At 69.8% G+C, this 12,702-nt stretch carries 13 protein-coding genes; 3 read left to right on the top strand and 10 right to left on the bottom strand.

Annotation, left to right across the window (positions count from 1 at the left end):
- Positions 1-182: 182 nt before the first annotated feature.
- Complete coding sequence (locus tag ACQPYZ_RS29015; RefSeq protein ID WP_433161663.1) at positions 183-680, bottom strand: MarR family winged helix-turn-helix transcriptional regulator; 498 nt, start codon at positions 678-680, stop codon at positions 183-185.
- A gap of 123 nt (positions 681-803) precedes the next feature.
- On the opposite strand from ACQPYZ_RS29015, the gene ACQPYZ_RS29010 reads away from it, so the two are divergent.
- Together ACQPYZ_RS29010 and ACQPYZ_RS29005 are read left to right on the top strand one after the other, a co-directional pair.
- The gene (locus ACQPYZ_RS29010) at positions 804-1,601 is read left to right on the top strand and encodes a methyltransferase domain-containing protein (protein ID WP_433161662.1); all 798 of its coding nucleotides are present in this window, start codon (positions 804-806) and stop codon (positions 1,599-1,601) included.
- On the top strand, positions 1,601-1,948 hold the full coding sequence (locus ACQPYZ_RS29005) for a VOC family protein (RefSeq protein ID WP_433161661.1): 348 nt from the start codon (positions 1,601-1,603) through the stop codon (positions 1,946-1,948). The genes ACQPYZ_RS29010 and ACQPYZ_RS29005 overlap by 1 nt, the downstream gene beginning before the upstream one ends.
- A 1-nt stretch (position 1,949) precedes the next feature.
- On the opposite strand, the gene ACQPYZ_RS29000 is transcribed toward ACQPYZ_RS29005, so the two are convergent.
- The 6 genes from ACQPYZ_RS29000 to ACQPYZ_RS28975 all read right to left on the bottom strand — a co-directional run bounded on the left by ACQPYZ_RS29000 (position 1,950) and on the right by ACQPYZ_RS28975 (position 9,017).
- Positions 1,950-4,412 (bottom strand): ABC transporter permease, encoded by a 2,463-nt coding sequence (locus tag ACQPYZ_RS29000; protein ID WP_433161660.1) that lies wholly within the window; start codon positions 4,410-4,412, stop codon positions 1,950-1,952.
- 1 nt (position 4,413) lies between these two features.
- Positions 4,414-5,193 (bottom strand): ABC transporter ATP-binding protein, encoded by a 780-nt coding sequence (locus ACQPYZ_RS28995; protein ID WP_433161657.1) that lies wholly within the window; start codon positions 5,191-5,193, stop codon positions 4,414-4,416.
- Between the two features lie 99 nt (positions 5,194-5,292).
- Entirely contained in the window at positions 5,293-5,895 is a 603-nt protein-coding gene (locus ACQPYZ_RS28990; protein ID WP_433169780.1) for a response regulator, read from the bottom strand.
- Positions 5,896-5,963: 68 nt separating this feature from the next.
- Positions 5,964-7,148, bottom strand: a complete 1,185-nt coding sequence (locus ACQPYZ_RS28985) for a sensor histidine kinase (RefSeq protein WP_433161655.1) — start codon at positions 7,146-7,148, stop codon at positions 5,964-5,966.
- A 168-nt stretch (positions 7,149-7,316) separates the two neighbouring features.
- Positions 7,317-7,958 carry a TetR/AcrR family transcriptional regulator gene (locus ACQPYZ_RS28980; protein WP_433161654.1) on the bottom strand — a complete coding sequence of 214 codons (642 nt, stop codon included), beginning with the start codon at positions 7,956-7,958 and terminating at the stop codon, positions 7,317-7,319.
- Between the two features lie 57 nt (positions 7,959-8,015).
- Entirely contained in the window at positions 8,016-9,017 is a 1,002-nt protein-coding gene (locus ACQPYZ_RS28975; RefSeq protein ID WP_433161651.1) for an acyl-CoA desaturase, read from the bottom strand.
- A 591-nt stretch (positions 9,018-9,608) separates the two neighbouring features.
- Here ACQPYZ_RS28975 and ACQPYZ_RS28970 point away from each other — a divergent pair.
- On the top strand, positions 9,609-10,019 hold the full coding sequence (locus ACQPYZ_RS28970) for a hypothetical protein (protein ID WP_433161650.1): 411 nt from the start codon (positions 9,609-9,611) through the stop codon (positions 10,017-10,019).
- Between the two features lie 200 nt (positions 10,020-10,219).
- Here ACQPYZ_RS28970 and ACQPYZ_RS28965 read toward each other — a convergent pair whose 3' ends face one another.
- The 3 genes from ACQPYZ_RS28965 to ACQPYZ_RS28955 form a co-directional block, all read right to left on the bottom strand.
- Positions 10,220-11,416, bottom strand: a complete 1,197-nt coding sequence (locus ACQPYZ_RS28965) for an epoxide hydrolase family protein (protein WP_433161649.1) — start codon at positions 11,414-11,416, stop codon at positions 10,220-10,222.
- 124 nt (positions 11,417-11,540) lie between these two features.
- Complete coding sequence (locus tag ACQPYZ_RS28960; protein ID WP_433161648.1) at positions 11,541-11,867, bottom strand: VOC family protein; 327 nt, start codon at positions 11,865-11,867, stop codon at positions 11,541-11,543.
- Positions 11,868-11,897: 30 nt separating this feature from the next.
- The gene (locus ACQPYZ_RS28955) at positions 11,898-12,689 is read right to left on the bottom strand and encodes a helix-turn-helix transcriptional regulator (protein ID WP_433169778.1); all 792 of its coding nucleotides are present in this window, start codon (positions 12,687-12,689) and stop codon (positions 11,898-11,900) included.
- Positions 12,690-12,702 lie beyond the last annotated feature (13 nt).

Below are 12,702 nucleotides of genomic sequence, written 5' to 3'. Positions count from 1 at the left end.
GGTTGACCACTGACAGTCAGGACCCTAGTAGTCCTGCTCACTCAGTGTCGATAGCCGCCCGCTACAGCAGTCTCACGATCTCGTTGCAACTAGCAACGATCGGGATCACCCCGAAGTGACGGGCCGTCTTTTCGGATAATTCCGGCACAATTCCCGGGACTTTGTCCGCGGCCTGAAGAATGTCAGTGCTTTTCGAGGTCGAACGGCCGGACCAGCTCCCGCAGGACGCGCGCGATCCTGGCCTGGTCGCGCTCGCTGATCGAGCCGAGCAGTCTGCGCTCGTGGGCCAGCAGGTCGGCCATCGCGGCGTCGACCGCGTCCCGCCCGGCGTCGGTCAACTGGACCAGCACGCCCCGCCGGTCGGCCGGATCGGGGAGCCGCTCGACCAGGCCGCGGGCGGCCAGCCGGTCGACGCGGTTCGTCATCGTGCCCGAGGTGACCAGGGTTTCCTTCAGCAGCCGGCCGGGGGAGAGTTGGTACGGCGCTCCGGCGCGCCGCAGGGCCGCCAGGACGTCGAACTCCCAGGACTCCAGGCCGTGGGTCTCGAACGCCTGGCTGCGGGCGCGGTCCAGGTGCCGGGCGAGCCGGCTGACCCGCGACAGCACCTCCATCGGCGTCACGTCGAGGTCGGGGCGCTCCCGGCGCCAGGCCTCGAGCAGCCGATCGACCTCGTCTTCCATGCGGTCGAGATTACGCCATCAAGACTCTTGACATCAAGACAACTCGCAGCGCTAGAGTATCTCGACATCAAGATAAATCCCGGAGGCAGGTTCCCGAGCCTGACCGTCAGAGAGGCAGCCAGCATGCGCACGTCACCGGTGTGGAGCCCGCAGCAGTACGGCACGTACGCCGAGGAGCGCGGCCGCCCGTTCGCGGATCTGGTCGGCCGGATCCGGGCGGACGACGTCCGCACGGTCGTCGACCTCGGCTGTGGTCCCGGCAGCCTGACCGCGTCGCTGCGGGACCTCTGGCCGGACGCCACCATCCGCGGGATCGACAGCTCGCCGCCGATGATCGAGGCCGCCCGGCAGTACGCCGACGACCAGCTCACGTTCGAGCTCGGCGACCTGCTGGAGTGGTCCGCCGAGCCCGGCTCGCTCGACGTGATCGTCACGAACGCCGTCCTGCAGTGGATCCCGGGGCAACTCGACCTGCTGCCCGGCTTCGTCCGCGCGCTGAAGCCCGGCGGGTGGCTGGCGATCCAGATTCCCGGCAACGGCAACGCTCCGTCGCACTCGATCCTGCGCGACCTGGCCGCGACCGAGCCGTACGCGCAGTACGCGAGGAACGCGTCGCTCCGCGCGGAGGTGCCGGCCCCGGACGTGTACGTCGACGCGCTCAGCGCCGAGGGCTGTGTCGTCGACGCGTGGGAGACGACGTATTACCACCTACTGCAAGGCGACAACGCCGTACTCGAGTGGGTGAAGGGGACGGGCGCGCGGCCGGTGCTGCAGTCTCTGCCGGACGAGCTGCGGCAGCGGTTCGAGGACGAGTACGGCGCTCGGCTCGCGGAGGTCTATCCGCAACGCGACTACGGCACGCTGCTGCCGTTCCGGCGGATCTTCGCCGTGGCCCACAAGACGGCACGGAAGGAGGCGTGATGCGGCTCGATCACGTGCAGGTGTCGTGCCCGCCCGGCGGCGAGGACGTTGCCCGGGCGTTCTACCGGGACGCGCTCGGGATGACCGAGGTGGAGAAGCCGCCGCTGCTGCGGGCGCGGGGCGGCTGCTGGTTCCGGGAGGGTACGGCGGAGGTCCACGTCGGAGTCGAGCAGGACTTCCGGCCGGCGAAGAAGGCGCATCCGGCGTTCGCCGTCGAAGACCTGGACGCGCTGGCCTCGCGGCTGGAGGCGCTGGGCTTCCCGGTGACCTGGGACAACGAGACGATCCCGGGCCGCCGGCGGTTCCACACCGCCGACGGCCACGGGAACAGGGTCGAGCTCGTCTGAGCTACTCCGCCGCGAGCGCTCCGGCGGGTGCCACCTTGGCCGCCCGCCGGGCCGGCAGGACCGAAGCGAGCAGACCGGCCACGGCGGCGACCGCGGCGATGACCACGAGCAGGCTTACGGGTACGGCGTACTCGACGCTGCCGTCGACCGTCTGGCCACCCATCAGCGCGCTCGTGCCGGTCCAGCCGTAGATCAGGCCGAGCGCGATCCCGAGACCGGCGGCGACGAGGGCCATCAGCAACGACTCGACCGCCAGCATGCCGCGCAACTGGCGGCGGGTCAGGCCCATCGCCCGCAGCAGCGCGTTCTCCCGGGTGCGTTCGAGCACCGACAGGCTGAGCGTGTTGCCGACGCCGACGAGCGCGATCAGCACCGACACCCCGAGCAGTCCGACGCCGATGATCAGCAGGACGTCGAAGACCTCGGTGTAGCTGCTCCGCTCCGGCAGGCCACCGTCGACCGAGAGCTCCTTGACGGTCGGGATGGACTGCTCGACCGCCTCGATGACGTCCGAGCCGTTCGCCTTCGGATCCGAGGCCAGCCAGAAACCGCTCACCGGTGCGGTCGCGGACAGCTTGCGCAGATCGGCGGAGGTGATCGTCACCGGATCCAGTCCGACCGCCCGGTGCGCGGTCAGGGTCAGCTTCTGCTGACCGGCGACGACCGTCACCTGGCTGCCGTCCTCGAGCTCGAGCATGTTCATCGTCCGCGGGTCGATCAGGGCGTTCCCGGGCGTGAGCTGCGCGGCCAGCGCCGGGTTGTGGATGACCGATCCGGCCGCGGCCTGGTCGATCCCGGTCACCGGCACCTCCTCGTCGCCGGCCTTGACCCGCACCTGGCTGACCGGCACGACCTGGGTGACGCCCTTGATCTCGCGCAGTTGCTGCGCGGCACCGGCCGGCATCTTCTCGTTGTAGGTGGCAACCATGATGTCGACCGGGTACTGGCTGTCCATCGACACGTCGAAGGTCTTCCGCACCGACGCGATCCCGACACAGGTCAGGCTGATCAGCGTCACCCCGATCAACAGCGCCGACGTCGTGGCCGCCGTACGCTTCGGATTCCGTACGGCGTTCGCGACCGCGATCCGCGCCGGGACGCCGCCGCCGCGGGCCGGCAGCGCGCCGAGTAGGCGGATCAGCGCGGGCACCAGCAGCGAGCCGATCGCCAGGACGCCGAGGAACGAGACCACCCCGCCCGCGACTCCGACCAGCACCTGGTGAGAGGCCGCGCCGACGGCCAGCAGCAGTCCGCCGCCCGCCAGCAGCAGGAAGCCGAGAATCAACCGGACGATGCCGGCCTTCGACGCCGCCGCCGGGGCGGCCTCCGGCCGGAGCGCGGCGAGCGGAGCGACCTTGGTCGCCCGGCGGGCGGGGATCACGGCCGCCGCGATCGTGGCCACGGTGCCCAGCGCCAGCGGGATCAGCAGCGAGCGCACGTCCAGGTGCAGCGGCACGGGCGGCAGGCCCCAGTCGAACTCGCGGGCCAGTGCGAGCACCAGCGCCGACAGCGCGACCCCGAACACCACTCCGATCGCGGACGCGACTACGCCGACAACCGACGCCTCGGCGAGCACGGACGTGAACACCTGCTTGCGGGACGCGCCGACGCAGCGCAACAGCGCCATCTCTCGGGTCCGCTGGGCGATCACGATCGTGAAGGTGTTGCCGATCACCAGGCAGGCGACGAACAGCGCGATCACGGCGAACATGCCGAGCACCCCGCCGAGGACGTCGATGCCGTTCGTGAAGCCCTGCACCTCGTGCTCGATCCAGCCCTCACCGGTGAACACCTGCAAGTCGCCGGGGACGACGGCCCGGGCCGCCGAAGCGAGCGACTCCTGGTCGACACCGGCCTGGCCGGCGATCCCGACCGCCCGGACGAAGGCATCGGGTTCGAAGATCTTCAGCGCGGCCGGGGTGACGACCGCGGATGCGGGACCGACGTGGTTCGCGTCGTCGAGCAGGCCGACCACAGTGACGTTCCAGGACTTGCCGGTGTAGGCGTTGATCCGCAGCGTCTGCCCGACCGCGACCCCGTGTTCGGCGGCGAGCTTGGCCGGCAGCGCGATCTCGTTCGTCGCGGTCGGCAGGCGACCGGACGACGTACCGGGGCCGGCGATCCGGGTGGTGTCGTACAGCGCGTCGACCCCCAGCCCGGCTGGACGGACCAGGTCGGGGAACGAGGCCGTCAGGTACGTCGTCGTGTAGCTGACCACCGACGCGGCCTGCGGCAGCTTCTGCAGCTTGGCCAGGTCGGCCGGGGTGATCTCGGCGTTCTGCGGGTAGACGACCGCGTCGACGCCGCGGTACTGCGCGCCGATCGTGGTGTCGACGCCGTTCGACGCGGACGAGTGCGCGGTCAGGGCCAGGGTGCCGAAGCCGACGCCGAGGACGATCGCCAGGCAGGCGGCGACCAGGCGGCCCAGGTGGGCGCGCAGCGAGGACAGGATGGAGCGTCGCACCTCAGGCCCCCAGCTGCCGGAGCGCGTCGAGAACGGTCTCCGGGGTCGGCTCGAGCAGCTCGCCGGCGAGCTTGCCGTCGGCAAGCATCACCACGCGGTCGGCGTACGACGCGGCCAGCGGGTCGTGGGTGACCATGACCACCGTCTGGCCGAACTCGCGGACCGACCGGCGCAGGAAGCCGAGCACCTCGGCACCCGACCGGGAGTCGAGGTTGCCGGTGGGCTCGTCCGCGAACACGACCTCCGGCCGGCCGACGAGCGCCCGGGCCACCGCGACCCGCTGCTGCTGACCGCCGGACAGCTCCGACGGCCGGTGCGTGAGCCGGTCCTGCAGGCCGAGTACGTCGACCAGCGTCGTCAGCCACTGCTGGTCGGGCTTGCGGTTGCCGAGCTCGAGCGGCAGCAGGATGTTGTCCTTCGCGGACAGCATCGGAAGCAGGTTGAACGACTGGAACACGAAGCCGACCCGGTCCCGGCGGATCCGGGTCAGCTCGGCGTCGGGCAGCCGGGTGAGCTCGGTCTCGCCGAGCAGCACCTGCCCGCTGGTCGGCGTGTCCAGGCCGGCGAGACAGTGCATCAGCGTCGACTTGCCCGAACCGGACGGGCCCATGATCGCGGTGTACCGGCCGACGCCGAAGTCGACCGACACGCCGTCGAGCGCGGCCACCGCGGTGTCGCCCTGCCCGTACACCTTGCGCAGCTCGTGCGCCCGGATCGCCGTCCGCGGCTCGCCGTCCTGCGGCAGCCGCCCCACCGCAAGATCACCGGTCTGCAAACTCATGTCACTCCTTGGTCGCTACTTGTCGTTGTCCAAGAAGTTAGTGATCTCGCGGCGAGCTCTCGTCGGACTGCGGGCTGCAGTTGGCGTAGTCCCTGGGTATTACTTGGTCGGTTTCACCAGGCCCGTTTCGTAGCCGAGGACGACCAGCGCGACCCGGTCGCGCAGGCCGGTCTTGGCCAGGATCCGGCCGATGTGCGTCTTGACCGTTGCCTCGGACAACGTGAACAGCTGGGCGATCTCGGTGTTCGACAGACCGCGGGCCACCTCGACCAGGACCTCGCGTTCGCGGGCGGTCAGCTCGGCCAGGTCCGGCCGCTCCACCCCGGCGTCCGGGAGAGCTCCGGCGAAGTGCTCCAGCAGGCGTTTCGTCGTACTCGGGGAGACCACGGCGTCACCGGAGTACACCTGGCGGATCGCCGACAGCAGGTCGGCCGGCGGCGTGTTCTTGAGCAGGAAGCCGGCCGCGCCGGCCTTGATCGCGGCGAACGCGTACTCGTCCAGGTCGAAGGTGGTCAGCACGATCACCTTCGGGGCCTGCGGCAACGACTGGACCTGGCGGGTGGCCTCGACCCCGTCCAGCCGTGGCATCCGGACATCCATCAGCACGACGTCGCAGCCGGTCACCTGGATCTTCTCCACCGCCTCGCCGCCGTCACCGGCCTGGCCGACCACGCGCATGTCCGGCTGGGAGTCCACCAGCATCGTGAAGCCCGCTCTGACCAGCTCCTGGTCGTCCACCAGGAAGACCCTGATCACGTCGGTCTGTTCGGTCACTGCTCGCCTCCGGTCGGCAGGTGGTACGGGAGCTTGGCGATCACCTCGTAACCGCCGCCCGCCTTCGGTCCGGCGTTCACCGTACCGCCGGAGATCGAGGCGCGCTGCCGCATCCCGACCAGGCCGTGACCCGGATCCGTGCTGGGCGCGACCCCGGCCCCGCGGCCGTCGTCGGTGACCACCACGGTCAGCATCTCGCGGCCGAAGTCCAGCCGGACGGAGGTGCGCGCACCCGGCCCGGCGTGTTTCAGCGTGTTCGTCAGCCCCTCCTGCACGATCCGGTACGCCGTCAGGCCGAGCAGCGCGGGCAGTTCGCGCGGCTCGCCGGTCACGTCGTACTCGACGGTCAGGCCGGCGTCGCGGACGTTGTCGATCAGCTCGGGCAGGCTCGACACCCCGGGCTGTGGACGCGGCTGGTTCGGGTCGAGCTCGCGCTGCTCGTCCTGCTTGAGCAGGCCGAGCATCTTGCGCATCTCGGTCAGGCTCGCGCGCCCGGTGTCGCCGATGGTGGCCAGGGCCTTCTTCGCCTGCTCCGGCGACTGGTCCGCGGCGTACAGCCCGCCGTCGGCCTGGACGATCATGATCGACAGGCCGTGCGCCACCACGTCGTGGATCTCCCGGGCGATCCGGGTGCGTTCGTTCGAGACGGCCAGCTTGGCCTCGCGGTCGCGGTCGCGTTCGAGTTGGGCGGCCCGCTCCTCGAGTTGAACGACGTACAGGCCTCGGGTGCGGCGGCGTTCGCCGATGGCCCAGACGCCGAAGACGAGGGCGCCCAGGGCAACCATCATGGTGACCTGCTGCTTCCAGTCCGAGCTCGACCAGTAGCGCGAGACCGCCATCAGGACGCCGAGACCGCCGATGCCCAGCGCGATCCGGCTGTAGCGGACCTCGCCGTACACCGAGATCGCGTAGAGCGCGACCAGCAGGCCGACGTTGGCCGGCATCAGGTCCGCGCCGATCAGCCACTGGAACGTGGCGACTCCGGAGACGCCGAACAGCACCAGCTCGGGATGGGTCCGGCGCCAGACGAGCGGGACCAGCATGCCGAAGCCGAGGACGCCCACGATCCCGGCCTGCGCGATGCCGAGGAGGCCGGCGGTCATGCACAGACCGCCGGCGAGCAGCAGGTCGAACGCCTTGCTGCGGGCAGGCACGGGCCGCGCGGTCAGGATCCCCGTCATGCGGGCCAGGGTACGGCGAACCGCGGCGACGGAGGTCATGCCGCGGGCGGATGTCGGGTGCTACCGGGGTCTAACGACAGGACATATACGTCCACTAAGTCCGGTCAGCAGGCGGAACCACGCTCAGCGGGAGGCGCGAGGGCGCCGTACCTCCTGTCCTTCGGTCCCTCACTTGTGCGGGCGGGTCGACAGGGTGGGTTTGGCCTCGAGGCCGGACAGGCCGTTCCAGGCGAGGTTGACCAGGTGGGCGGCGACGTCCGGCTTCTTCGGCTTGCGGGCGTCCAGCCACCACTGGCCGGTGAGCGCGACCATGCCGACCAGCATCTGCGCGTACATCGGCGCGTTCTTCGGGTCCAGGCCGCGGCGCTTGAACTCCTCGGCCAGGATGTGCTCGACCCGGGTGCCGACGTCGCTCAGGATCGAGATGAACGAGCCGCTCGACGACCCGACCGGCGAGTCGCGGACCAGGATCCGGAAGCCGTCGGAGTTGTTCTCGATGTAGTCGAGCAGGGCGAGCGCGGCCTGCTCGACGAGCTCGTGCGCCCGTCCCGCGGTGAGCGACTGGGTCACGCCGTCGAGCAGTGCCCGGACCTCGCGGTCCACGACCACGGCGTACAGGCCCTCCTTGCCACCGAAGTGCTCGTACACGACCGGCTTGGAGACCTCGGCGCGCGCCGCGATCTCCTCCACCGACGTCGCCTCGTACCCCTTCTGGGCGAACAGGCCGCGGGCGATGGTGATGAGTTGTTCGCGACGTTCGGCACTCGTCATCCGGATCCGGCCGGACCGCCGCGGTTTGGGTTCCGTCACGTCGAGATCACGTCAGCATCATGCCGTACTTCGGTGTTGCCGGTGGACGTTTTCCTGTCAGGCAGCCTTCAGGGTCCGGGTGGCCGCGTCGACCCGGCGCGCCTCCAGGCGCTCCTTGACCGGCCAGCGGACGTCGGTCACCCAGCCGCGCTTCTCGAAGAACCAGATACACCGCGCCGACGTGTCGAGCTGGCCCTTCAGCACGCCGTGCCGCGCGCAGGTCGGGTCCGAGTGGTGCAGGTTGTGCCACGACTCGCCCTGGCTCAGGATCGCCAGCCACCACACGTTGCCGGACTTGTCCCGGCTCTTGAACGGCCGGTCGCCGATCGTGTGGCAGATCGAGTTGATCGACCAGGTGACGTGGTGCAGCAGCGCGATCCGGACCAGGCTGGCCCAGAAGAACGCGGTCAGCGCGCCCTCGATCGACCATGACCACAGCCCGCCGATGACGGCCGGGAGCAGCAGCGAGACCACCACCAGGAACGGGAACATCCGCGACACCCTGACGATGTCCTTGTCCCGCAGCAGGTCCGGTGCGTACTGCCGTTGCGGGGTCTGCTCGGTGTCGAACAGCCAGCCGATGTGCGCGTGCAGGAAGCCCTTGGTCAGCGCGCCGAGGCTGGTGCCGTACTTCCAAGGGCTGTGCGGGTCGCCGTCGCGGTCGGAGAACTTGTGGTGCTTGCGATGGTCGGCCACCCAGCGGATCACCGGGCCCTCGATCGCCAGCGAGCCGGCGATCGCCAGCACGTACTTCAGCGGCCGGTTCGGCTTGAACGACTTGTGCGTGAACAGCCGGTGGAATCCGATCGAGATGCCGTGGCCGGCGATCGTGTAGAACACCACCGCCAGCACCACGTCGCGCCAGCCCAGGAACCCGCCCCAGGCGATCGGTACGGCGGCGAGCACGGCGAGGAACGGAATACCGATGAACAACGCCAGCGCCACCTGTTCCCACGGGCGCTTCTGCTCACCCCCGAGCGTTCCGGTGTCGACGTCGAACTCGTCGGCCTGCTGGGCGCGGGTGGGCGCCTCCGGTGCGGCAACGGCGGGAGGAGTCATAGCGTGAATTCCCTCGGCTGGAGGACTGCTTACCTACGCCACCGTAACCTACGGAGCCGTAGGTAAGGAACCCCTCAGCGTGTCCCTCGCCCTACGCCATGGCAAACTGTCCCGGCGACCACGATCCCCCGTGGGGTACTCGGCAGCCCGCGAGACTTTGAATCTCGAAGACCTGGATCGAAACCAGGCGGGGGAGCAGCGCAAAACCCCCGGCTCGGAGCCTTCTGAGCCGGGGGTTTGCCAACGGATTTGCTAACACGCCGCTACTCGTCCGCTTCTCTGTCGGCCGCGCTGGGGTCGGGGGAGCTGTTCCGTCGATCGCAGCAACAAAGGTGTTGGCAACCTCGTCAGCGTGCTTGCGGATGACGCTCCGCGTTAACGCGGAGCGTAGTAGCCGGGTCGGCATGGCTCAGTCGCTCCGCGACCACATGGACCGGCACACCGGCCGTCAAGAGCAAGGTGGCGTGAACGTGCGTCTGATCGACGGGGCAGGTCTGGTGGTCGAGTCCGATGCGGGGCAGCCTGTTGCTACGGATCAGGACGACCCGGTCATCGACAGGTACGAAATTCGGGACTTGTGGAGAAGGTCAGTTGATCAGCGCGAAGGGGCCGCAGCACGGTGGTCGGTTGCCCGGCCTCACTGTTCAACGTGAAGTTCCGACCATCGCACTGCACGCTCGGTTGATCGGAACACTCGAGATCGATCCTTCGACAAACTGCCTGGTAGTTCGCATGGCCGTCGGCACTGTAGTCCGCACCGGCGACAGGCTGGTCAGCGTCGGCGACAGGCTGGTCGACGTCGACGTCGCTTGGCCGCCACGCTGGAGCGTCGCGATCCGTGATGGCGAGGTTGCCCTGGTTGATGCAACGGGGCAGACGGCTGCCCGCTTGGGCGACGAGGTCGACGTCGGTGGAGGTTTCGTAGACACAGCCGCAATGCACGTCGTCTCGTGCACAGGCCAAGATCGGATATTCCAGGCGAGCGGGCTCTCTGAGTCTTGAACGAGCGCACCCGGCTTGGCCGAGCGGGGTCGTGCTTCGAGCCTAGAAGTCCCGGGGGACAGAGGGCATCGGCCGCACTTCCTAACTGGTTACTTGCTAACAGGACCCGGGGCGGCCGGCGTTGACGGTGCCACCGCCGGCTGCCTCCTCGATGAAGTCGTACAGGTATGCGACCACGTATCCGGCCGGGCGGCGGTCTGTCAGCGCAGCGGGGCGAAGGCGGCGCGGACTTCGGTGGCGAAGAGGGTTGGCTCTTCCCAGGCGGCGAAGTGGCCGCCCTGGGGGACTTCGTTGAAGTAGGCGAGGCCTGGGTACACCGTCTCGGCCCAGCTGCGGGGGGCGGCCCAGATTTCGCCGGGGAAGGTGGTGAAGGCGACGGGGACCTGGACCGGGGGCGGGGCCTGGTCGCCGACCGCGGCGAGGAACTGGCCGAACTCCCAGTACCAGCGGGCGGCGGAGGCGCCGGTGCCGGTCAGCCAGTACGTCGTGATGTTGTCGACGATGCTCTCCTTGGTGAGGCCGCCGACGGGGTCGTCGTCGACGAACGCTCGGGAGATCTTGTAGTAGCTGTCGGTGTCGTGGTCGAGCATCCAGGCCGCGAGGCCGACGGGCGAGTCCAGCAGCGAGTAGCCGATCGTCTGCGGCCGGGTGGACTGCTCGAGGAAGTAGCCGAAACCGTCGGTGGTGAACGTCTTCAGCGCGGCGTGCGCGGCGCGTTCCTCCTCGGTCTCGGACGGCAGCAGGTGGACGACGCCCAGCGCGGTCGCGAGCAGGTTGACGTGGATGCCGGCCAGTCCTTCGGAGCCGTGGCGGCCCATCGAGTCCGCGACGGCGGCGCCGACGTCGCCGCCCTGGGCGACGTACCGGGTGTAGCCGAGGCGGGCCATCAGCTTCGCCCAGGTGTCGGCGATCCGGCCGTTCTCCCAGCCGAGCTCGGTCGGTTGCCCGGAGAACCCGTACCCGGGCAGTGACGGCAGCACGAGGTGGAACGCGTCCTCGGCCCGGCCGCCGTGCGCGGTCGGGTCGGTGAGCGGGCCGATGGTGTCGAGCAGTTCGATGACCGAGCCGGGCCAGCCGTGGGTCATGATCAGCGGCAGCGCGTCCTCGTGCTGCGACCGGACGTGGATGAAGTGGATCCGGACCCCGTTGATCTCGGTGGTGAACTGCGGCAGCGCGTTCAGGCGGGCCTCGCACCGGCGCCAGTCGTAGTCGGTCGCCCAGTAGCGGGCGAGCGCCTGCAGCGTCGCCTGCTGCACGCCCTGCGAGCGGTCGGTGACGAGTTCCTTGGTGGGCCAGCGGGTCGCCTCGATCCGCCGGCGCAGGTCGTCGAGCTGCTCCTGGGGAACCTCGAGGTGGAACGACTGGATGTCGGTCGCGGTGTCGACGGTGGTACTCATGACGCCTCCTTGGCGCGGCGGTGGGTTACGCACCAGCCTGGTCCCGTCGAGCACCACCTGGCCCCGGTCGAATCCCCTGGTCCGCTCCCGTGTTTCCCGCGCGCACCTCACCCGGGGCGCGGGGCTACCCGATGATGCAGAAGACCGTGCCGTCCGGGGCGGCGAGGACGACGAAGTCGGCGTCGGGTGGGTAGGTCCACTCGATCCGGCGGGCGCCGAGGGTGACGAGGCGCTCCACCTCGGCCTCGAGGGTGGAGCCGTCGGAGACCCACAGATCCAGGTGGGTCCGGTCGGTCTCGTCCAGGTGGAGGCGGGTCGGTGGGCCGGACCTCGGGACGAGGAAGTCGGGGTTGCTGTCCGAGGCGTCGTATCCCAGAGCCTGCTGCCAGAACTCGGCGGCGGGTCCGGTCGCCGGCACGTTGAGCACGATCGCGCCGAGGGTCAGGCTCATGTCGGTCTCCTTCCGGGGGTACCCATGATGTCAGTCCGCGCCCCGGCCGGGGGTGCGACCGTAGGCGCGGCGGAAGGCGGCGATGTACGCCGACGGGCTCGAGTACCCGACGCGGTGGGCGACCTCGGAGACCGGGTAGGTGTCGAGCAGAACCAGTGACGCCCGCAACCGGAGACCAGACCGCCACGACGTGAACGACTGTCCGAACTGGCGCTGGAAGTCCCGCTGCAACGTCTTCGCGCTGACGTGCAACCGGGCGGCCCACTCGTCCAGCCCGGTGGGATCGGCCGGGTCGTGCGTGAGCGCCCGGGCGACGCGCAGCGCGAATCCGTTGCCGTTGCCGGACGGATCCGTGATGTCGCGGACCGGTTCGCCCAGCCCGCTCATCACTCGCGCGCGCAACTCGAGCCCGTCCGCCTCCGCGAGCCCGCGCATGGTGAGCGACCGGATCGCGTCCGCGACGGCAGGAGGTACGGCGACCGTCCCGATCCGCAGCCCGGTCAGTCCGTCGGGGACCTCACGCAGACAGATCCGGTACACCGTGTGGCGGCTCGACCCGGCAGCCTTGCTGTACAGGGCGTGGCTGACCGCGCGATGCACCCAGACCGCCTCGCCGGCGCCGACGAACTCCGTGCTGCTCTGGTACGACGCCGACATCACGCCGTCCGGTGACCAGTACAGCTGGTGCAGCCAGTCCTGCCGGCTCGAGCCGAACTCCAGCGCGGCACGGGCCAGATAGCGCAGCACGAGGATCCCGCCGGGGGTGCCCAGGCCGTACCCGAACTCGTCGCACGTCTCCGGGTCCGTGCCGAACACGGTCACCAGGCTCAAGGTG

This window comes from Kribbella sp. CA-247076 (genome assembly GCF_050942445.1).
Lineage (GTDB): Bacteria > Actinomycetota > Actinomycetes > Propionibacteriales > Kribbellaceae > Kribbella.
The sequence above is the reverse complement of the archived record's forward strand: the minus strand, read 5'-3'. Positions and strand labels throughout refer to the sequence as shown.

What these genes read in the sequence shown, in the direction of transcription:
- ACQPYZ_RS29015 (WP_433161663.1), bottom strand. Translation starts at nt 680, where the DNA reads ATGGAAGACGAGGTCGATCGGCTGCTCGAGGCCTGGCGCCGGGAGCGC.
- ACQPYZ_RS29010 (WP_433161662.1), top strand. Translation starts at nt 804, where the DNA reads ATGCGCACGTCACCGGTGTGGAGCCCGCAGCAGTACGGCACGTACGCC.
- ACQPYZ_RS29005 (WP_433161661.1), top strand. Translation starts at nt 1,601, where the DNA reads ATGCGGCTCGATCACGTGCAGGTGTCGTGCCCGCCCGGCGGCGAGGAC.
- ACQPYZ_RS28995 (WP_433161657.1), bottom strand. Translation starts at nt 5,193, where the DNA reads ATGAGTTTGCAGACCGGTGATCTTGCGGTGGGGCGGCTGCCGCAGGAC.
- ACQPYZ_RS28990 (WP_433169780.1), bottom strand. Translation starts at nt 5,895, where the DNA reads ATGCTGGTGGACTCCCAGCCGGACATGCGCGTGGTCGGCCAGGCCGGT.
- ACQPYZ_RS28985 (WP_433161655.1), bottom strand. Translation starts at nt 7,148, where the DNA reads ATGACGGGGATCCTGACCGCGCGGCCCGTGCCTGCCCGCAGCAAGGCG.
- ACQPYZ_RS28975 (WP_433161651.1), bottom strand. Translation starts at nt 9,017, where the DNA reads ATGACTCCTCCCGCCGTTGCCGCACCGGAGGCGCCCACCCGCGCCCAG.
- ACQPYZ_RS28965 (WP_433161649.1), bottom strand. Translation starts at nt 11,416, where the DNA reads ATGAGTACCACCGTCGACACCGCGACCGACATCCAGTCGTTCCACCTC.
- ACQPYZ_RS28960 (WP_433161648.1), bottom strand. Translation starts at nt 11,867, where the DNA reads ATGAGCCTGACCCTCGGCGCGATCGTGCTCAACGTGCCGGCGACCGGA.